General features: G+C 58.1%; 12 protein-coding genes, 1 rRNA gene and 9 pseudogenes. 8 read left to right on the plus strand and 14 right to left on the minus strand.

What is annotated here, in order from left to right; genetic code table 11:
* Window positions 1-52: 52 nt before the first annotated feature.
* Window positions 53-437, minus strand: a pseudogene (locus LOY56_RS03135) (hypothetical protein).
* 161 nt (window positions 438-598) lie between these two features.
* Between LOY56_RS03135 and LOY56_RS03140 the strand changes: the two are divergent.
* Both LOY56_RS03140 and LOY56_RS03145 read left to right on the plus strand, forming a co-directional pair.
* A pseudogene (locus LOY56_RS03140) lies at window positions 599-797 on the plus strand (heavy-metal-associated domain-containing protein).
* A gap of 107 nt (window positions 798-904) precedes the next feature.
* Window positions 905-2,106, plus strand: a pseudogene (locus LOY56_RS03145) (multidrug effflux MFS transporter).
* A gap of 8 nt (window positions 2,107-2,114) precedes the next feature.
* Here the strand turns inward: LOY56_RS03145 and LOY56_RS03150 are convergent.
* The 3 genes and pseudogenes from LOY56_RS03150 to LOY56_RS03160 form a co-directional block, all read right to left on the minus strand.
* Window positions 2,115-2,285 carry a hypothetical protein gene (locus LOY56_RS03150; protein WP_007907130.1) on the minus strand — a complete coding sequence of 57 codons (171 nt, stop codon included), beginning with the start codon at window positions 2,283-2,285 and terminating at the stop codon, window positions 2,115-2,117.
* Between the two features lie 173 nt (window positions 2,286-2,458).
* A pseudogene (locus LOY56_RS03155) lies at window positions 2,459-3,474 on the minus strand (zinc-binding alcohol dehydrogenase family protein).
* A 32-nt stretch (window positions 3,475-3,506) separates the two neighbouring features.
* Window positions 3,507-3,800 carry a putative quinol monooxygenase gene (locus tag LOY56_RS03160; protein ID WP_258619848.1) on the minus strand — a complete coding sequence of 98 codons (294 nt, stop codon included), beginning with the start codon at window positions 3,798-3,800 and terminating at the stop codon, window positions 3,507-3,509.
* 145 nt (window positions 3,801-3,945) lie between these two features.
* Between LOY56_RS03160 and LOY56_RS03165 the strand changes: the two are divergent.
* From LOY56_RS03165 to LOY56_RS03175, 3 genes and pseudogenes are all read left to right on the plus strand, one after another.
* Window positions 3,946-4,101, plus strand: a pseudogene (locus LOY56_RS03165) (LysR family transcriptional regulator); the annotation flags it as partial.
* 304 nt (window positions 4,102-4,405) lie between these two features.
* Complete coding sequence (locus tag LOY56_RS03170; protein ID WP_258619849.1) at window positions 4,406-5,140, plus strand: helix-turn-helix transcriptional regulator; 735 nt, start codon at window positions 4,406-4,408, stop codon at window positions 5,138-5,140.
* A gap of 135 nt (window positions 5,141-5,275) precedes the next feature.
* On the plus strand, window positions 5,276-6,655 hold the full coding sequence (locus tag LOY56_RS03175) for an MFS transporter (RefSeq protein WP_258619850.1): 1,380 nt from the start codon (window positions 5,276-5,278) through the stop codon (window positions 6,653-6,655).
* An 83-nt stretch (window positions 6,656-6,738) separates the two neighbouring features.
* Here LOY56_RS03175 and LOY56_RS03180 read toward each other — a convergent pair whose 3' ends face one another.
* The 10 genes and pseudogenes from LOY56_RS03180 to LOY56_RS03225 form a co-directional block, all read right to left on the minus strand.
* The gene (locus LOY56_RS03180; RefSeq protein ID WP_007907140.1) at window positions 6,739-7,692 is read right to left on the minus strand and encodes an adenosine deaminase; all 954 of its coding nucleotides are present in this window, start codon (window positions 7,690-7,692) and stop codon (window positions 6,739-6,741) included.
* A 177-nt stretch (window positions 7,693-7,869) separates the two neighbouring features.
* Window positions 7,870-8,352: pseudogene (locus LOY56_RS03185) on the minus strand (BMP family ABC transporter substrate-binding protein); the annotation flags it as partial.
* 189 nt (window positions 8,353-8,541) lie between these two features.
* A complete protein-coding gene (locus tag LOY56_RS03190; RefSeq protein ID WP_258619852.1) occupies window positions 8,542-9,900 on the minus strand; it encodes an 8-oxoguanine deaminase in 1,359 nt (452 codons plus the stop codon).
* Window positions 9,901-10,071: 171 nt separating this feature from the next.
* Window positions 10,072-10,758: an SDR family oxidoreductase gene (locus tag LOY56_RS03195; protein ID WP_258619854.1), complete on the minus strand. Its 687-nt coding sequence runs from the start codon at window positions 10,756-10,758 to the stop codon at window positions 10,072-10,074.
* A gap of 25 nt (window positions 10,759-10,783) precedes the next feature.
* Window positions 10,784-10,994, minus strand: a pseudogene (locus LOY56_RS03200) (MerR family DNA-binding protein); the annotation flags it as partial.
* A gap of 122 nt (window positions 10,995-11,116) precedes the next feature.
* A pseudogene (locus LOY56_RS03205) lies at window positions 11,117-11,296 on the minus strand (ABC transporter permease); the annotation flags it as partial.
* Window positions 11,285-11,530, minus strand: a pseudogene (locus tag LOY56_RS03210) (ABC transporter ATP-binding protein); the annotation flags it as partial. The pseudogenes LOY56_RS03205 and LOY56_RS03210, both read right to left, overlap by 12 nt.
* Window positions 11,531-11,955: 425 nt before the next feature.
* Window positions 11,956-12,537 carry a YigZ family protein gene (locus LOY56_RS03215; protein ID WP_258619856.1) on the minus strand — a complete coding sequence of 194 codons (582 nt, stop codon included), beginning with the start codon at window positions 12,535-12,537 and terminating at the stop codon, window positions 11,956-11,958.
* Between the two features lie 7 nt (window positions 12,538-12,544).
* Window positions 12,545-13,195, minus strand: coding sequence for a TetR/AcrR family transcriptional regulator (locus tag LOY56_RS03220; RefSeq protein ID WP_258619858.1), 651 nt, complete (start codon window positions 13,193-13,195; stop codon window positions 12,545-12,547).
* 106 nt (window positions 13,196-13,301) lie between these two features.
* Window positions 13,302-14,222 carry a LysR family transcriptional regulator gene (locus LOY56_RS03225; RefSeq protein WP_258619859.1) on the minus strand — a complete coding sequence of 307 codons (921 nt, stop codon included), beginning with the start codon at window positions 14,220-14,222 and terminating at the stop codon, window positions 13,302-13,304.
* 139 nt (window positions 14,223-14,361) lie between these two features.
* Here LOY56_RS03225 and LOY56_RS03230 point away from each other — a divergent pair, with 139 nt between their 5' ends.
* From LOY56_RS03230 to LOY56_RS03240, 3 genes are all read left to right on the plus strand, one after another.
* A complete protein-coding gene (locus LOY56_RS03230) occupies window positions 14,362-15,711 on the plus strand; it encodes an aspartate aminotransferase family protein (RefSeq protein WP_258619861.1) in 1,350 nt (449 codons plus the stop codon).
* 62 nt (window positions 15,712-15,773) lie between these two features.
* Window positions 15,774-17,267: a CoA-acylating methylmalonate-semialdehyde dehydrogenase gene (locus LOY56_RS03235; RefSeq protein WP_258619863.1), complete on the plus strand. Its 1,494-nt coding sequence runs from the start codon at window positions 15,774-15,776 to the stop codon at window positions 17,265-17,267.
* 636 nt (window positions 17,268-17,903) lie between these two features.
* A 16S ribosomal RNA gene (locus LOY56_RS03240) occupies window positions 17,904-19,440 on the plus strand.
* The last annotated feature ends 28 nt before the right edge of the window (window positions 19,441-19,468 follow it).

A 19,468-nucleotide genomic window follows, 5' to 3' on the forward strand; every position in this document is an offset into this window, starting at 1 on the left:
ATGCGGGTAAGGTCAAGCGCCATGTCTCAGATCAAAAAATCAAACAGACGACTCAATATTCGAGAGCGGCAGGCTTGAGGTACATCCCTTCCTGCGTCATCGCAATCCGGAACCTCAACACATCCCCGGCCTTGAGCGTGATGTTCTGCGACCCCGGTGCGAGCATTCCCGCGTTGCACCCCGGCGCCTGGCCCGGCAGCAGTTTGAGGCGCAGGGACACATTGCCCGGCGGCAGGTTGAACGAAGTGCTTTGTTCCTGGAACAGTCGCGCCGATAGCTGATCCTGGATGTACACGCCGATCTCGCAATAAGTCGACACTTCCAGACGCTCGCGGGAAATGATCAGCACGCCGTAATCCTCCCCGGCGGCTTGAAACCGAAGGTGTCGCGGCAAATAAGCTGAGGAAGCCAAACAGGCTGAGAGCTGACCAGCGCATGGCTGAATCTCCTGATATCGAGTCATAGATGGACGCAGCTTGGCCGAGCACTGCGCCGATTGCCAGCCCGGCAGCTTGCCTGAGAACTTGACCTTGCCATGGTGGCAAGCTCGAGACTGCCCCCAACCCTCATTAAAGGGCCCCATTTAAGGAGACGTCCCATGCAAGTGTTCAATGTTGAAGGCATGTCCTGCGGTCATTGTGTCAAGGCCATCACTCAGGCGCTGCAAGCCAAGGATCCCGCGGCCAGCGTGCGCATTGATCTGGCGGCAAAGGAAGTCGGCGTTGAAAAGTGCGCTGACGGCCGATCAGGTGATCGCCGCGATCAGCGAAGAGGGTTATGGCGTCAAACTGGCCTGAGTTTTTTAATAGTTAGCGACCTAACGGAATGTTCAAGGTGTCCACGCCCGGCTAGACTGTTGGCCTGCCGATCCATGGCCAACCTGCATGCCTACCCTGGACGCCTGATGAACTTTCGCGCAATTCTGATTCTCGGTGCCTTGAGCGCTTTCGGTCCGCTGGCGATCGATTTTTTATCTGCCGGCATTCCCGGCAATGGCGCTCGCTTTCGGCACCGACGAAAAAACACGTTCAACTGACCTTGGCGGTCTATTTCCTCGGCCTTTCCATTGGCCAACTGGCGTACGGCCCGGTGGCTGATCGCTTTGGGCGACGGACTCCCTTGCTGACTGGCGTCGGCTTGTTCACCGCCGCTTCATTGGCCTGTGCTTATGCGCCAACGCTGGATTGGCTGATCGGTGCACGTTTCGTCCAGGCGCTGGGCGGTTGCGCAGGCATGGTGATTGCGCGGGCGGTGGTCAGCGATAAATGCGATGCAGTGGGTTCGGCGAAAGTCTTTTCGCAGTTGATGCTGGTGATGGGCCTAGCGCCGATTCTTGCGCCGATGCTGGGCGGATTGCTGGTCAACACGACGGGCTGGCAATCGATCTTTCTCGTGCTGACCGGTTTCAGTGCGCTGGCAGGGTTGGCAGTGGCCCTCGGGTTGCCGGAAAGTCTGCCGGCCCATGTGCCGCGCCAACCTTTGTCGGGCGCGCTGCGCCAGTACGGTCGGTTGTTGGCGGACCCGATCTTCCTCGGTCATGCCCTGACCGGTGGTATCGCCATCGCCGGGATGTTTGCCTACATCGCCGGTTCACCATTCGTCTTCATCAAACTCTATGGCGTACCGGCCGAGCATTTCGGCTGGCTGTTCGGCATTAACGCGGCGGGTTTCATTCTGGTGGCCCAGGTCAATGCCCGGATGCTGGTCAAGCGCGGCCCGGCCTTTTTACTGGCGCGTACTGTCTGGCTCTATCTGGCGGGCGGTCTGGCCCTGTTGGCGGTCAGCGCGTTGCATACCGTGCAGTTGTGGCCGTTGCTGATTCCGCTTTTTTATCTGCATCGCCAGTCTGGGTTGTATTGTTCCCAATGCCTCGGCTTGCGCCATGAACGGGCAAGGCGCGCGGGCGGGCAGTGCCTCGGCGATGCTTGGTTGCCTGCAGTTCAGCGTCGCCGCCGGGGCCGCCGCATTGGTGGGGGGTTTTGCACGATGGCAGCGCCATGCCTATGGCCATGGTCATCAGCCTGTGCGGGATTCTGGTGGTGAGCGCGGCGACGCTCACCCGACGTTTGCAAAAATGCCCGGGCGCTGACGCAAACTCAGGTCTGAGGGCGGACTCAGCCGGCAGCGCGATGCTGACGGTCGGGAATCTGATGGGGCGCGTGCAAGCGCGCTTCAAGCGTTTTAGTGAAGGCCAGGGCTTCGGCCTCACTACGGAACGTCACAGCGTGTTGATCCAGGCGGACCTGCCAGCGGGATGTTGCCACTTCTTTTATCAGGATCTTCATTGCTGAGTTCCTCGCGTAAAAGACGTCTCGTAAAAGACATCACGTAAGTGATTGTTTGCAGAGTTTTCGATTGTAGACCCGAATACGATCGCAATTGTGACAACGGTCAATTCTCTGACTGACGGCAAAAGATCGCCGGCTCCTACAAAGGCAGCGATCTTTTGATCTTCAGCTCAGAACCCTTCAAGCACAATCTTGCCCTTGGACTTGCCGCTCTCCAGCAGCTCATGGGCACGCCGCAGGTTAGCTGCGTTGATCGTTCCGAAGTGCTCGCCGACCGTGGTTTTCAGCGTGCCCGCATCGATCAGCCCGGCGACGCGGTTAAGCAGTTTGTGCTGCTCGATCATGTCTGTGGTTTCGAACAGCGAGCGGGTGTACATGAACTCCCAGTGCAGCGACAGGCTCTTGCGCTTGAGCTTGGTCACGTCCAGCGATTTCGGATCATCAATCAACGCCAGTTTGCCTTGCGGCGCCAACGCCTCCACCAATTGATCCAGGTGTTGGTCGGTCTGAGTCAGGCTGGCGACGTGGGTCACCTGCTCGAACCCGGCACGTTTGAGTTCTTCACTCAGCGGTTGGCTATGATCGATCACCAGGTCAGCGCCCAAGTCACGCACCCAGTGCTGGGTTTGTGCACGGGACGCAGTGCCAATGACCTTCAGCCCGGTGAGCTGGCTGGCCAATTGCGTGAGGATCGAACCCACACCGCCAGCAGCACCGACGATCAGCAGGCTTTGGCCCTCATCGGTTTTTGCCTTCGCGCACTTGCAGGCGTTCGAACAGCAGTTCCCACGCGGTAATGGCGGTCAGCGGCAGGGCGGCGGCTTCGGCGAAACCGAGGGTGTTCGGCATATGGCCGACGATTCGTTCATCCACCACATGCAACTCGCTATTGCCGCCGGCACGGGCGATGGAGCCGGCGTAGAACACCTTGTCGCCGGCCTTGAAACAAGGTCACTTCGCTGCCGACAGCCTTGACCACACCGGCCACGTCCCAGCCCAGCACCTTTGCAGCGTCACCTTCAGGCTGGACGTTCTGGCGAACCTTGGTGTCCACCGGGTTGACCGAGATGGCTTTGACCTCCACCAACAGATCGCGCGGGCCGGCGACCGGTTCTGGCAGTTCGATGTCTTGCAGGGACTTTTCGTCGCTGATGGGCAGGGAGGCGTAGTAGGCAATGGCTTTAATGTGGGGGCTCCTGAAAGTGATGGAAGAAGGAATCAAGCCACGGTGCGCAGGCGCTTGAGATCGAAGTGTTCGAGGAAGTCGCCGGCCTTGGCGCGAAAGTTCTGAATGTGGGCGCTGGCGTCATGGGCTTGCAGGGCCTCGTCACTGCTCCAGTGTTCGATCATGTAAAAGGCCAGGGGATTGGCGAGGTCTTGATGCAGGTCGTATTGACTGCAACCGGCTTCGGCGCGGGTCGGCTCCAGCAGCGCACGCAGATGCTGTTCGAGGGCGTCCTGCTGGCCGGCTTTAGCAATGAGGGTGGCAATAGCAGTAAAGGGCTGGGACATGTTCGACTCCGGAACGTAGTGATTTCGATGGGACAGATGATTGGTTATTTCCCGACAAGATAAAACCCGCTAAAGAGCAGTCTCTTTCAATTTTTTTTGATAATCGGGCTGACGATGCTGCGTTTCGATGACTTGCAGTTGTTCGATGCCGGAGTTGCTCTGCGAGCGCGCACTACTGAATTTGCTGTGCGTCCATTGCGCACAATTGAGTAAGCCGGTGAACCTTTTGCGGCAAATGTTTGCCAGCCAATGCGCTCGCACAAGCAGTCAATTTCCGACGATATCGGGTATTGATCATTAGTCGCAGGCAAATAGCGAAATTTCTGTCAGGAACTATCACCATCAATGGATCCCCGAGGGCAGGAACCGGCGGTTAACCCGCTTATACTAGCGCCCGCCTCATGTACGCACCGTCGACCTCACAATGGCGAGGTCAGGTTCGATTCGGTCAAATCCGATGGTCATCACCGGACCTTCTTTGCACCCGCGAAGCATTGGCCTGGCTTTGGCCGGTTTATGGCGGCTTTCCCGTCTTGGCCGACGATACATTACTGGTCAAGATGTCTCTGAGCAGTAGACGAAACGATTCAACAGGGAGTGAATACATGGAACATGCACCTTGCATCAGCCAGATCGCCACATTGCTGGCTGACCCAAAGCGCAGCGCAATGATGTGGGCATTGATGGACGGCTCGGCGCGGCAAACCGAAGAGCTGGCGTTGCTGGCCGGCCTGTCGCCGTCTTCGGCCAGTGCGCATTTAGGGCGTTTGTCCGCCGGAGGTCTGTTGAAAGTCGAAACCCGTGGACGCAAACGGTTTTTCCGGCTTGCCGCGCCCGAAGTCGGCGCCGCGATAGAGGCCCTGGCCAGCGCGACCCTGGCCAGTGCGCCTCCGGACATTCCAGAGGTTTTCAAACGCACGAGCCCTATCGCCAAACCTCAGGCGGCGCCTTCGTCATTGCTGCGGGCCAGGCTCTGCGATGACCATCTGGGCGGCACCCTGGCCGCTGACCTTTACCAGCGTCTGCTGGATGCTGGCTGGATCGAGCAATTCGATCAGCGGGTCATGATCACTCACAAGGGCGCCACACAATTGGCTGCACGTGGGGTATTCATCCAGGCGCTGGCTCATCGCAACAGCAAAGTCGCCTGCGCTTGCCCGGACTGGAGCGAAAGACGCCCGCACATGGGCGGTTCATTGGGCGCGGCATTGTTGCAGCTGTTCATGCAATCCGGCTGGTTGAGCCTGCCCAACGATTCGCGAGCGTTGCAGATCACCGCTGCGGGGCAACGGGAAATCCATCGTTTCGCCAAGGAAACCGAACTGGAAATGGCGCTTTAGAGCCATTGAGGTGCGACGTCCGGGATCTTTGTTTCAGGCGTCGTTCAAAGCTGTGGACAGGTCGCATCCAGCAATAACCCCCAGCCGCTATCGCGCACACTCGATCCGGGGACTTTCGGATTGGGGGAATGTGGCATGGAAACACGAAGCTTCAGCGCGGCAGAACGACTGGAACGGCTGCCCGTCAGCGGTTATCACCGCATCATTTTCGTCATTATTGCCCTGGCGTTTTTCTTCGACTCCATGGACCTGGCGATGATGACCTTCCTCCTCGGTTCGATCAAAACCGAGTTCGGCCTGAGCACGGCGCAGGCCGGATTGCTGGCCAGTTCGAGTTTCTTCGGCATGGTCATGGGGGCATCGCTGTCCGGCATGCTGGCCGACCGCTTCGGGCGCAAACCGGTGTTCCAGTGGAGCATTGTGCTGTGGGGCATCGCCAGCTACCTGTGCTCCACGGCGCAGAATGTCGAAACGCTGACGCTGTTCCGAATTCTGTTGGGGATTGGCATGGGCATGGAGTTTCCGATTGCCCAGTCGATGCTGTCGGAGCTGATTCCGGCAAACAGACGTGGGCGTTACATCGCGTTGATGGATGGTTTTTGGCCGCTCGGTTTCGTCGCGGCCGGAGTGCTGTCGTACTTCCTGTTGCCGGTGATTGGCTGGCGCGACATTTTTCTGGTATTGGCGGTGCCGGCGGTGTTCGTCCTGGCGATTCGTTTTTTCATCCCCGAGTCACCGCGCTGGCTGGAGCAGACCGGGCATCATGACGCGGCGGATAAGGTCTTGCGCGGCATCGAAGCTCGGGTTCGGGCTTCACTGGGTCGTGCGGATTTGCCTGAGCCCATTCGTCTGCCCCGGGTGGCGAGTCAACCGGGCACTTTCTTCTCTGCGCTACGGGAGATCTGGTCGCCGCAGTATCGCCAGCGCACGATGATGATCTGGAGCGTGTGGTTCTTCGCCTTGCTGGGTTTCTATGGCCTGACGTCCTGGCTCAGTGCGCTGTTGCAACAATCGGGTTTCGCCGTGACTCAATCGGTGTATTACACGGTGCTGATTTCTCTCGGCGGGATTCCCGGTTTTCTCATGGCTGCCTGGCTGGTGGAGCGTTGGGGTCGTAAGCCGGTGTGCGTCGTGACGTTGCTAGGCGGCGGGGTCATGGCGTTTCTTTATGGCCAGAGTGCGGTGTTCGGCGGCAACGTCAGCCTATTGATCGCGTCTGGGCTGCTGATGCAGTTTTTTCTGTTCGGCATGTGGGCGGTGCTCTACACCTACACCCCTGAGTTGTACCCGACGTCGGCACGCGCCACGGGCTCGGGGTTCGCTTCGGCCATCGGCCGCGTGGGGTCGTTGCTCGGGCCGTTGGTGACCGGGTTGGTGTTCCCGATGACCGGGCAGGGCGGAGTGTTTGCGCTGGGGGCGATGTGTTTTGCGATTGCGGCGGGGGTGGTGTGGATGTTCGGGATGGAGACCCGGGGCAAGACGTTGGAAGAGTTGAGCGAAACCACTGTGGGGTAGATGCAACAAAAGATCGCAGCCTTCGGCAGCTCTACAAGGTTATGTATACACCTGGAGCTGCCGAAGGCTGCGATCTTTTGATCTTATGGTTTCACCAACCGCGCATCCAGGCTGTTCTGCGCCAGGCGTTTGGCCTGATCCTGGGTCATGCCCAGATCGGTGTACAGCGCGTGGAAGTTCTCGGTGACATACCCGCCGAAGTAGGCCGGGTCATCGGAGTTCACCGTGACCTTCACACCGCGTTCAAGCATGTCGAGAATGTTGTGCTGGGACATGTGATCGAACACGCAAAGTTTGGTGTTCGACAACGGGCACACGGTCAGCGGGATCTGCTCGTCGATGATCCGCTGCATCAAGCGCTCGTCTTCGATGGCGCGCACGCCATGGTCGATACGCTGGATTTTCAGCAGGTCGAGGGCTTCCCAGATGTACTCGGGCGGGCCTTCTTCACCGGCGTGCGCCACGGTCAGGAAGCCTTCGCTGCGTGCACGATCGAACACCCGCTGGAACTTGCTCGGCGGGTGGCCCATTTCCGAACTGTCCAGGCCGACTGCGACGAATGCATCGCGGAATGGCAGCGCCTGGTCGAGGGTTTTCTGCGCTTCGTCTTCGCTCAAGTGACGCAGGAAACTGAGGATCAAACCGCTGGTGATGCCCAATTGCTGCTCGCCATCCTTGAGTGCGGCGGCGATGCCGTTGAGCACTACTTCGAACGGGATGCCACGATCGGTGTGGGTTTGCGGGTCAAAGAACGGTTCGGTGTGAATCACGTTCTGCGCCTTGCAGCGCAACAGGTAGGCCCAGGTCAGGTCGTAGAAATCCTGCGAGGTACGCAACACATCGGCGCCCTGGTAATACAGGTCGAGAAACTCTTGCAGGTTGTTGAAGGCGTAAGCCTTGCGCAGGGTTTCGACGTCGCTCCACGGCAGGGCGATCTTGTTGCGTTCGGCCAGGGCGAACAACAGCTCAGGCTCCAGCGAACCTTCCAGGTGCAGGTGCAATTCTGCCTTGGGCAGAGCGTTCAGCCAGTCGTACATTTTTGAAATCTCATCAGGTGCAATGAGGGCATTCTACAGATGCCCGCAGAAACAATGAGCAAAACCTGACCAGCCGGTTCATTACAGGTGCAGGCCCATGTCGAAGCGGGCTGATGTCGATGATCGGGAGTTGGTTCATGCGCAGTCCTTAAGAACGCTTTTGTGTTCGGGCCGGTATTACTTTGGCATCTCGGCCTTCATGCCTTCGACGTAGTAGTTCATCGACGCCAGCTGCGCATTGGTTGCCGTCGCGCCCGCCGGGATTTTCTCCACGCCGGCCTGATCCTTGATCGGCCCGGTGAACGGATGCAACGTACCGCTCTTGATGTCGGCGATGATCTGCTCGGCTTCGGTTTTCACCGCAGGCGGTATTAGGTCGCTGATCGGCAGCTCAACCGTGTCTTCCTTCAAGCCGCCCCAGTAATCCTGGGATTTCCATGTATGGTCGAGCACGCTTTGGGTCGCCTGAATGTAATGCGGCCCCCAGTCGTTGACGATAGACGTCAGCACCGCTTTCGGCCCGAAGTGCGCCATGTCCGATGCATAACCGACGGCGTACACGCCACGTCGTTCGGCCGCCTGGATCGGTGCCGGGCTGTCGGTGTGCTGGAACACCACGTCCACGCCCTGGTCGATCAGCGCGTTGGCGGCGTCAGCTTCCAGGTTCCTCCCTCGATGATCAGTCGCGAACTATCGCTCCTGATGGAGCGATAGTCGAGATACAAGGAGCTGCCGCAGGCTGTGATCTTTTGATGTTCAATTCACCACAGAACCATACCGGTGCGGCCTCACCCATCCACGCCATCCACTGGTGCGGGCGCCTCACAAAACGGTGGGAGCGGTGTTGTGTCAGGAACCGGCGATCAACTGCCGAGCTGCCTGGCTATGATCGGCAATCAACCCTTTCAGATCCAGTCCCTCAACCTGCCCATCGATCACCCGCCACTTTCCGCCGACCATCACCCGGTCCGCCCGATCCGCGCCGCACAGCAGCAGCGCCGACACCGGATCATGGCTGCCGGAGAAGCGCAGTTCATCCAGTTTGAACAGCGCCAGATCCGCCTGCTTGCCCACTGCCAGCTCACCGATATCGCTGCGCCCGAGCAAACTCGCCGAGCCTTTGGTCGCCCAGCCCAGTACCAACTCCGGCGTAATCTTTTGCGCGCCATAACGCAGCCGCTGGAGGTACAGCGCCTGACGGGTTTCGAGGATCATGTTCGACGCATCGTTGGACGCCGAACCGTCCACGCCCAGACCCAGCAACGCACCCGCAGCGGTCAGGTCCAGCGTCGGGCAAATACCGGAGGCCAGGCGCATGTTCGAACTCGGGCAATGGCAAATACCCGTGCCGGCCGCGCCGAGACGGGCGATTTCGTCGGGGTTGAAATGAATGCCGTGGGCCAGCCAGGTACGCGGGCCGAGCCAGCCGACGCTGTCCAGATAATCCACGGTGCGCAGGCCGAAACGTTGAAGGCAGAAATCTTCTTCGTCGAGGGTTTCCGCCAGGTGCGTGTGCAGGCGCACGTCGAGGGTGTTCGCCAGCTCGGCGCTGGCGGACATGATTTGCGGGGTCACCGAGAACGGTGAGCACGGTGCCAGGGCAATCTGGATTTGCGCACCATCGCCGCGCTCGTGGTATGCGGCAATCAAGCGTTGGCTGTCCTCGAGAATCACCTCGCCCTGCTGCACGGTCTGCTGCGGCGGCAGCCCTCCGTCTTTTTCACCGAGGCTCATCGAGCCGCGAGTGAGCATGGTACGCATGCCCAGTTCGCGAACGCTCTCGACCTGCACGTCGATGGCGTTTTCCAGGCCATCCGGAAACAGGTAATGGTGGTCGGCGGCGGTGGTGCAACCGGACAGCAGCAACTCGGCCAACGCGACTTTGGTGGCGAGGGCAAGTTTTTCAGGCGTGAGGCGAGACCAGACCGGATAGAGGGTTTTCAACCACGGGAACAACGGCTGATTAACCACCGGCGCCCAGGCGCGGGTCAGGGTTTGATAGAAGTGGTGATGGGTGTTGATCAGCCCTGGCAGGATCACGTGTTCGCGCGCATCGAAAACGTGGTCACAGGGCGCGGAGGGTTGCTGGCCGGCGCCGAGCACTTCGACGATCAAACCGTCTTGCAGCACCAGACCGCCACGGGCATCGAGCGCGTTGGCCGTGAAAATGGCGAGGGGATTTTTTAACCAGATACGGGTCGCAGGCATGGTGGCCGGCTCCTCTGAAAGTTGGGTTCAGGGTTGCCAGCTCAGTGTTGCCCTGTCTGCTGATCCAGGGTCGCCGCGGGGGCGAGGTGGGGAGTTTCGAACAAAAAAGCTTTGCGGGCAAGCCCTGCCCGATAGACAACGCAAGCCCGCTCACACACTCGATCTGTGGTGTTACCAGGGAATGGTCTCACCCCTGTAGTTCACAAAATGATGCCCGCCCTTTCCGGTATACGCATTCACCTGATCGATTAACCCGCGGGTGCTGGTTTCCACATCAATGTCTGCCCCTTCACCGCCCATATCAGTCTTCACCCAACCCGGATGCAGCGACAGCACGGTGAGTTTCTGTTCGCCGAGTTGCGTGACGAAGCTGTTGGTCATGGAGTTCAGTGCCGCTTTGCTGGCCTTGTACAGCGCCAGCTCCGGCGCGTCGGGCATGGTCACGCTGCCCAGCACCGAACTCATGAACGCCAGCACGCCGCTGTCTTCACGAATCTGCCCGACAAAACGCTGGGCCAGATTGATCGGCGCCACGGCGTTGGTGAAGAACAATTGACCGACCTCGGCCAACGTCGCGCCGCCCGGCGTCTGGACCTCCGGGCCCTTGACCCCGGCATTCACGAACAACAGGTCGAACACCTCGCCCTTGAGCTGTTGGCTAAGGGCGATGACCGCTTGCTGATCGTCCATGTCGAGTTTTTCAATCCGCACCTTGCCTAACGCTTGCAAGGCTTCGGCGCTCTGCGGATTGCGCACGGTGGCGGTGACTTGCCAGCCGTCGGCCAGCAGGGTTTTCACCAGGCCGAGGCCCAAGCCTCGGGAGGCACCGATGATGAGTGCGGTTTTTGCCTTGGACATGAATGGCTTCCTTGATGGATGAGAATCACGGATTCAAAGGATACTGACTTAAAGGACAATGCTGATCGAGTCTTTGCTGCAACTCGTGATGCAGCGCCCCGAGTTCGGTTATGCGGGTTTCGATCAGCTTGAGCTTTTCTTGCAGTAGTTGCGTGACGGCGCTGTCCGGGTCGGGCGACTGCCACAACGCTATTACCGATTTCGCCAAGGGTAAACCCTAGCCGCTGAGCCGTCTTATGCACTGGCCCATGGCGCTAGCTCGCTATTGGCAATTTTCCTGTTCTTTGAATCGGCGTGTGGCGTGGCTCAGGTGTTGCCTGTTCGGCAGCCTTCGCGAGCAGGCCAGTGCAGGCGATCGCTAGTGCCCGGCCTGCCACGGCTGCCCCAACGACACCGGCGCATACAACCGTGTTCGCGCGGCATCCCGGGACAACAGCACCAACACCACAATGGTCGCGACATACGGCAGCATCGCCAGCAGGCTCGACGCAATTGCCAGCCCCAACCCCTGCGCCACCAAATGCAAGATGCTGGCGAGCCTCAAAAACGCATCAGTACCAATAACCTTTGGATAGTCGGTGATCAGCTCGGCGGCTTCACCGACCATCCACTGCGCCAGTTGCCGATCCGAGCACTCGGCCGGCACGCAATGCCCAGCCACCCGACCGCCGCGCAACACCGTAGCGCTGTGGCACAACGCGCGTACTTCGCCAAGCTTGTGGCTGATAAACAGAACGCTGCAGCCCTCGGCGGCCAATCGGCGCAAAGTAAGGGCATGTTCTTTGATCAGGCTCCGGTTGTGCGCACGGGGGATTGATCAAAAAACGAGCAGTAGCCTGCAAGCTATATCGGACAGGGGACTGCGCCAGCCATGAACGGGTTATCCACAGGTTGTTCCACAGTATTTGTGCGCAAGCCGACCGCATGGGCATAAGCACTGAGGCGCTTTCTTCTAAAGGCGATAAACCGTTCTAACTGTTTGTTTTTATGTGGAATAAATGGTGCTGTTGGCGATTTGGACAAAAAATGAGCAAAGTCGGCAAAGCCGCATGACACAAGGGTTACAGCGTAATGTGCTCAGGTTATCCACAGCCGGGTGCACAGCAGATGTGGGCAAGTATCGAATGCAGGGAAAATCGGGGCGCCCCAAAAGATCGTCTGAACGCGGCCCGAGCCTTCGGACGATCTTTTGATCTTCTAACGCTGCAACAAAATCCGCCCACGACTCAAATCTGCGAGCTGCGATTGCAAGGTATCGATCTGCGCTTCACCCACAGCCAACCGCAACTCAACACCATTGGCGGTAAAGGTTTCCTCCACCACCAAACCGCCCAGTTCCGCTACCCGAAGTTTCACCAGCACCAACTCGCCAAACCCACAGGCACAACTGACCGGCACCCGGATGATTAGCTCGATCTTCGGCGCCCCTTGCAGGCATTTTTTGGCACCGCCGCCATAGGCCCGGGCGAGGCCGCCGGTGCCCAGTTGAATGCCGCCATACCAGCGGATCACCAGCACCGCGACCTGATCGCAATCTTGCGCTTCGATCGCCGCCAGAATCGGCCGGCCAGCGGTGCCGCCCGGTTCGCCATCATCGCTGCTGCGACATTGATCGCCGAGTTTCCAGGCCCAGCAATTGTGCGAGGCGTTCAAATCACTGTGCTGTTCGATGAAGGCTTGAGCATCAGATGCGCTAGTGATGGGGCCGGCGAGGGCGATGAAGCGGCTTTTGCGAATCTCTTCGCGGTATTCGCAAAAACCACTGAGGGTGAAAGGCATAAGTGTCTTAGAGAGCAGGCGTCAGGCCGCAGCCTTTGAGAATGATGCGGATCAGGTTGTTGCCGGCGTCTTCCATATCCTGCTTGGTCAGCTTGGTGCGTCCGGTGACACGGCAGATCTGCGTGGCAAAGTCAGCGTAATGCTGGGTGCTGCCCCACAACAGGAGGATCAAGTGCACCGGGTCGATCGGGTCCATTTTGCCGGCATCGATCCACGCCTGAAACACCGCGGCCCGGCCTTGAAACCAGGTGCGATAGTCCTGGTTGAAATGTTCGCTCAGGCATTCGCCGCCGCTGATGACCTCCATGGCGAAGAGCCGCGAAGCCTGTGGCCGGCGCCGGGAGAATTCCATTTTTGCGCGGATGTATCGGGTCAATGCTTCTGCCGGATCATCCTCGACGGTCAGGGTATTGAAAGTGCTGTCCCACAATTCAAGAATGTTACTCAGCACCGCCACGTACAAACCGAGTTTGTTGGTGAAGTAGTAATGCAGATTCGCTTTGGGCAATCCGGCATTCTGCGCGATGGTGTTCATGCTGGTGCCTTTGAACCCGTGACGGGCGAACTCGTCTTCGGCGGCTTTGATGATGGTCTCTTCGTTCTTCTGACGAATGCGGCTGGCGGGTTTGTCGCCGTGGGCTGGGACTTCAAAGATCATAGGCACTTCCGAACAGATAGATGGGTGCAACCAGATGCGTTGATAGCGCACCCGCAGGCCTCAGACAAGTCCTGTTGCGATAAAACCTGCGCACCGGTTCTATTGTTCAACGCGTCGCCGCCAGACTCTCCAGAAAACTCTCCAGCACCAAATGGGGACGACGGCCCTTGCGGGTGACCGATGCCAGACTCAGGTCATAAAAACGCGCCTTGGGTTTCAGCGCACGCAATCGGCCCTGCTGCACCCAGAGGCTGGCGTAATGATCCGGCAGATAACCGATGTAGCGCCCGGTCAGAATCAGAAATGCCATGCCTTCGCGATCCGACGCACTGGCGGTGCAATTGAGTACCTGGTAATGGGCCTGAATCTCGGCGGGCAAACGGAAGGTCGGGGCGATGGCGTCCTGGCTATTGAGGCGTTCATCGTCCAGTTGTTTGTCGTCTACATAGAACAACGGATGGCCGACCGCGCAATACAGCAGCGAGCGTTCGCTGTAGAGCGGCTGATATTCCAGGCCCGATAGCGCACTGGCTTGCGGCACCACGCCAACATGCAAGCGACCGTCAAGCACGCCTTGTTCGACTTCATTGGGCGCGATCATGCGGATCTGGATCTGTACGTCCGGACCACGCTCCTTCAACTGCGCCAAGGCGTGAGTAATGCGCATGTGGGGCAGGGTGACCAGGTTGTCGGTCAGGCCAATGGTCAACTCACCGCGCAAGTGCTGGTGGAGGCCGTTGACCTCGGTGCGGAAACTTTCCAGCGCACTTAATAGTTGCAACGCAGATTGGTAGACCTCGCGGCCTTCTTCGGTCAGGGAAAAACCCGCGCGACCGCGTTGGCACAGACGCAGGCCGAGGCGTTGCTCCAGATCGCTCATCTGCTGGCTGATCGCCGAGCGACCGATCCCCAGCACCGATTCTGCTGCGGAGAAGCCGCCGCATTCCACGACGCTGCGAAAAATCCGCAACAGGCGAATATCAAAGTCACTGACTTGCGCCAGCGGATCGGGGCGACGGCTGCTCATGCTTTGTTTACTCAAAGTTTAGTAGCGGGCTGACTGAAGGTTAGAAAAGTTGAATTTCACCGACTTTATCTCCGTGGCAATTTAGCTACAAGAACGCTTTTCATCTCCACGCCGCTTATTGCCCTGCGAGGTTTTGCCCATGAACGTGCCTGAAAACGCCCCGACTTCCCTGGCTAGCCAGCTCAAGCTCGATGCTCACTGGATGCCCTACACCGCGAACCGCAATTTCCAGCGCGACCCGCGACTGATCGTGGCTGCCGAGGGCAGTTGGCTGACAGACGACAAGGGCCGCAAGGTCTACGATTCGCTCTCGGGGCTGTGGACCTGCGGCGCCGGACACACCCGCAAGGAAATTCAGGAAGCGGTAGCCAAGCAATTGGGCACCCTCGATTACTCGCCGGGCTTCCAGTACGGTCATCCTCTGTCGTTTCAACTGGCGGAGAAAATCACTGACCTGACGCCGGGCAATCTGAATCACGTGTTCTTTACCGACTCGGGTTCCGAGTGTGCTGACACTGCGGTGAAGATGGTCCGCGCGTACTGGCGCCTGAAAGGCCAGGCCACCAAAACCAAGATGATCGGTCGTGCTCGTGGTTATCACGGCGTGAACATCGCCGGCACTAGCCTCGGCGGCGTGAACGGTAACCGCAAACTGTTCGGTCAGGCGATGATGGACGTCGATCATCTGCCGCACACTTTGCTGGCGAGCAATGCGTTTTCCCGTGGGATGCCGGAGCTAGGTGGTATCGCCCTGGCCGATGAATTGCTCAAGCTGATCGAGTTGCACGATGCTTCGAACATCGCCGCCGTATTCGTCGAACCAATGGCCGGTTCCGCTGGTGTATTGGTTCCGCCGCAGGGGTACCTCAAGCGTCTGCGCGAGATCTGCGATCAGCACAATATCCTGTTGGTGTTCGACGAAGTGATCACCGGGTTCGGCCGTACTGGCTCGATGTTCGGCGCCGATAGCTTCGGCGTGACTCCTGACCTGATGTGCATTGCCAAACAAGTCACCAACGGCGCGATCCCGATGGGCGCAGTGATTGCCAGCTCCGAGATCTACCAGACCTTTATGAACCAGGCGACGCCTGAGTACGCGGTGGAGTTCCCGCACGGCTACACCTATTCCGCACACCCGGTGGCTTGTGCTGCGGGCCTTGCGGCACTGGATCTGCTGCAAAAGGAAAACCTGGTGCAGAGCGTGGCGGAAGTGGCACCGCATTTCGAAAATGCGTTGCATGGTTTGAAGGGCTCGAAAAATGTCATCGACATTCGTAACTACGGGTTGGCCGGTGCCATCCAGATTGCACCTCGCGACGGCGATGCCATCGTGCGTCCGTTCGAAGCCGGCATGGCTCTGTGGAAAGCCGGGTTCTACGTGCGCTTCGGCGGCGACACCCTGCAGTTCGGCCCAACCTTCAACAGCAAGCCGCAAGACCTCGATCGTCTGTTCGATGCGGTCGGCGAAGTGCTGAACAAGATCGACTGATTTTTCCCTCTATATAGGCGTCCTTTAACGGGCGCCTGTGGATAACTTTTCAGGAGCCCCGCATGAGCCTTATCCCGCATTTGATCAATGGCGAACTGGTGACCGAAGACGCTCGTACGGCCGACGTGTTCAACCCGTCCACCGGTCAGGCGATCCACAAGCTGCCATTGGCCAGCCGTGAAACCATTCAAAAAGCCATCGATTCGGCCAAAGCGGCGTTCCCGGCCTGGCGTAACACTCCGCCGGCCAAGCGTGCTCAGGTGATGTTCCGCTTCAAACAATTGCTGGAACAGAACGAAGCCCGCATCGCCCAACTGATCAGCGAAGAACATGGCAAAACCCTGGAAGATGCAGCCGGTGAATTGAAGCGCGGGATCGAGAACGTCGAGTTCGCCTGTGCTGCACCGGAAATTCTCAAGGGCGAGTACAGCCGTAACGTCGGGCCGAACATTGATGCCTGGTCGGATTTCCAGCCATTGGGTGTGGTGGCCGGTATTACCCCGTTCAACTTTCCGGCCATGGTGCCGTTGTGGATGTATCCGCTGGCGATCGTCTGCGGCAACTGCTTTATTCTGAAACCGTCCGAGCGTGATCCAAGCTCGACGCTGCTGATTGCTCAGCTACTGTTGGAAGCCGGCCTCCCGAAAGGCGTGCTGAGTGTGGTGCACGGTGACAAGGCTGCGGTGGATGCCTTGATTGAAGCGCTGGAAGTCAAAGCGCTGAGCTTTGTCGGTTCGACACCGATTGCCGAATACATTTACGCCGAAGGGACCAAGCGCGGCAAACGCGTCCAGGCGTTAGGCGGGGCAAAGAACCATGCGGTATTGATGCCGGATGCGGATCTGGATAACGCGGTCAGCGCACTGATGGGCGCGGCGTACGGTTCGTGCGGTGAACGCTGCATGGCAATCTCGGTGGCCGTCTGCGTCGGTGATCAGGTGGCAGATGCGTTGGTGGCCAAACTGGAGCCGCAGATCAAAGCGCTGAAAATCGGTGCGGGTACGAGCTGCGGCCTGGACATGGGGCCGCTGGTTTCCGGTCAGGCTCGCGATAAAGTCAGTGGCTATATAGAAGACGGCGTTTCAGCGGGTGCGACCTTGGTGGTGGATGGTCGTGGTCTGAGCGTGGCCGGTCATGAGGAAGGATTCTTCCTGGGCGGTTGCCTGTTCGATAACGTCACGCCAGAAATGCGCATCTATAAAGAAGAAATCTTTGGGCCGGTGCTGTGCGTCGTCCGGGTCAACAGCCTGGAAGAGGCGATGCAACTGATCAATGATCACGAGTATGGCAACGGCACGTGTATCTTTACTCGTGACGGGGAAGCGGCGCGGCTGTTCTGCGATGAGATCGAAGTAGGCATGGTCGGCGTCAACGTGCCGTTGCCAGTGCCAGTGGCTTATCACAGCTTTGGCGGCTGGAAGCGTTCGCTGTTCGGCGATCTGCATGCTTATGGTCCGGATGGCGTGCGTTTCTATACCCGTCGCAAAGCGATTACCCAGCGCTGGCCGCAGCGGGCGAGTCATGAAGCTTCGCAATTCGCATTCCCTAGCTTGTAAGTAGAAGGGCCGAAGGGCGACCTATTGAGGTCGGTCTTCGTGTTTTCGGGCTTTTTCGGGCTTTTTGGACTTATATGACAGAAATGTGAAAATTGCTGTTGACGGCAGATTCTGAAAGCCTATAATTCGCCCCACTTCCGGCGCAGTCGAAACGGAAAACTCCTTGGTAAACAAAGAGTTACGCAGTTTTCGACAGTGGTTACGCTTCAGTTCATCGAAGCCAGAAGGAGTTGAAAGGGCGGTGTTGTTTGGCTCTTTTGACGGTTCGATCTTCTCGGTCGAAAGCGGAAAAAAAGAGGTGTTGACAGCAGCGAGTAACGCTGTAGAATTCGCCTCCCGCTAACGAGAGATCGAAAGCGCAAGTGGTTGAAGTTGTTAAGGAAAACCTTGAAAACTTCTGAAAATAACCGCTTGACAGCAACAGAGGCTGCTGTAGAATGCGCGCCTCGGTTGAGACGAAAGATCTTAACCAACCGCTCTTTAACAACTGAATCAAGCAATTCGTGTGGGTGCTTGTGGAGTCAGACTGATAGTCAACAAGATTATCAGCATCACAAGTTACTCCGCGAGAAATCAAAGATGTAACCAACGATTGCTGAGCCAAGTTTAGGGTTTCTTAAAAACCCAAAGATGTTTGAACTGAAGAGTTTGATCATGGCTCAGATTGAACGCTGGCGGCAGGCCTAACACATGCAAGTCGAGCGGTAGAGAGGTGCTTGCACCTCTTGAGAGCGGCGGACGGGTGAGTAATGCCTAGGAATCTGCCTGGTAGTGGGGGATAACGCTCGGAAACGGACGCTAATACCGCATACGTCCTACGGGAGAAAGCAGGGGACCTTCGGGCCTTGCGCTATCAGATGAGCCTAGGTCGGATTAGCTAGTTGGTGAGGTAATGGCTCACCAAGGCGACGATCCGTAACTGGTCTGAGAGGATGATCAGTCACACTGGAACTGAGACACGGTCCAGACTCCTACGGGAGGCAGCAGTGGGGAATATTGGACAATGGGCGAAAGCCTGATCCAGCCATGCCGCGTGTGTGAAGAAGGTCTTCGGATTGTAAAGCACTTTAAGTTGGGAGGAAGGGCAGTTACCTAATACGTAATTGTTTTGACGTTACCGACAGAATAAGCACCGGCTAACTCTGTGCCAGCAGCCGCGGTAATACAGAGGGTGCAAGCGTTAATCGGAATTACTGGGCGTAAAGCGCGCGTAGGTGGTTCGTTAAGTTGGATGTGAAATCCCCGGGCTCAACCTGGGAACTGCATTCAAAACTGACGAGCTAGAGTATGGTAGAGGGTGGTGGAATTTCCTGTGTAGCGGTGAAATGCGTAGATATAGGAAGGAACACCAGTGGCGAAGGCGACCACCTGGACTGATACTGACACTGAGGTGCGAAAGCGTGGGGAGCAAACAGGATTAGATACCCTGGTAGTCCACGCCGTAAACGATGTCAACTAGCCGTTGGGAGCCTTGAGCTCTTAGTGGCGCAGCTAACGCATTAAGTTGACCGCCTGGGGAGTACGGCCGCAAGGTTAAAACTCAAATGAATTGACGGGGGCCCGCACAAGCGGTGGAGCATGTGGTTTAATTCGAAGCAACGCGAAGAACCTTACCAGGCCTTGACATCCAATGAACTTTCCAGAGATGGAAGGGTGCCTTCGGGAACATTGAGACAGGTGCTGCATGGCTGTCGTCAGCTCGTGTCGTGAGATGTTGGGTTAAGTCCCGTAACGAGCGCAACCCTTGTCCTTAGTTACCAGCACGTCATGGTGGGCACTCTAAGGAGACTGCCGGTGACAAACCGGAGGAAGGTGGGGATGACGTCAAGTCATCATGGCCCTTACGGCCTGGGCTACACACGTGCTACAATGGTCGGTACAGAGGGTTGCCAAGCCGCGAGGTGGAGCTAATCCCATAAAACCGATCGTAGTCCGGATCGCAGTCTGCAACTCGACTGCGTGAAGTCGGAATCGCTAGTAATCGCGAATCAGAATGTCGCGGTGAATACGTTCCCGGGCCTTGTACACACCGCCCGTCACACCATGGGAGTGGGTTGCACCAGAAGTAGCTAGTCTAACCTTCGGGAGGACGGTTACCACGGTGTGATTCATGACTGGGGTGAAGTCGTAACAAGGTAGCCGTAGGGGAACCTGCGGCTGGATCACCTCCTTAATCGACGACATCAGCTGCTCCATAAGTT

It is taken from the genome of Pseudomonas sp. B21-048, assembly GCF_024748615.1.
Classification (GTDB): Bacteria; Pseudomonadota; Gammaproteobacteria; order Pseudomonadales; family Pseudomonadaceae; genus Aquipseudomonas.

Excerpts from the sequence above, each read along its gene's own strand:
- LOY56_RS03230 (WP_258619861.1), top strand. The coding sequence starts at position 14,362 with ATGAACGTGCCTGAAAACGCCCCGACTTCCCTGGCTAGCCAGCTCAAG.
- LOY56_RS03235 (WP_258619863.1), top strand. The coding sequence starts at position 15,774 with ATGAGCCTTATCCCGCATTTGATCAATGGCGAACTGGTGACCGAAGAC.
- LOY56_RS03225 (WP_258619859.1), bottom strand. The coding sequence starts at position 14,222 with ATGAGCAGCCGTCGCCCCGATCCGCTGGCGCAAGTCAGTGACTTTGAT.
- LOY56_RS03195 (WP_258619854.1), bottom strand. The coding sequence starts at position 10,758 with ATGTCCAAGGCAAAAACCGCACTCATCATCGGTGCCTCCCGAGGCTTG.
- LOY56_RS03190 (WP_258619852.1), bottom strand. The coding sequence starts at position 9,900 with ATGCCTGCGACCCGTATCTGGTTAAAAAATCCCCTCGCCATTTTCACG.
- LOY56_RS03175 (WP_258619850.1), top strand. The coding sequence starts at position 5,276 with ATGGAAACACGAAGCTTCAGCGCGGCAGAACGACTGGAACGGCTGCCC.
- LOY56_RS03215 (WP_258619856.1), bottom strand. The coding sequence starts at position 12,537 with ATGCCTTTCACCCTCAGTGGTTTTTGCGAATACCGCGAAGAGATTCGC.
- LOY56_RS03160 (WP_258619848.1), bottom strand. The coding sequence starts at position 3,800 with ATGTCCCAGCCCTTTACTGCTATTGCCACCCTCATTGCTAAAGCCGGC.
- LOY56_RS03170 (WP_258619849.1), top strand. The coding sequence starts at position 4,406 with ATGGAACATGCACCTTGCATCAGCCAGATCGCCACATTGCTGGCTGAC.
- LOY56_RS03220 (WP_258619858.1), bottom strand. The coding sequence starts at position 13,195 with ATGATCTTTGAAGTCCCAGCCCACGGCGACAAACCCGCCAGCCGCATT.
- LOY56_RS03150 (WP_007907130.1), bottom strand. The coding sequence starts at position 2,285 with ATGAAGATCCTGATAAAAGAAGTGGCAACATCCCGCTGGCAGGTCCGC.
- LOY56_RS03180 (WP_007907140.1), bottom strand. The coding sequence starts at position 7,692 with ATGTACGACTGGCTGAACGCTCTGCCCAAGGCAGAATTGCACCTGCAC.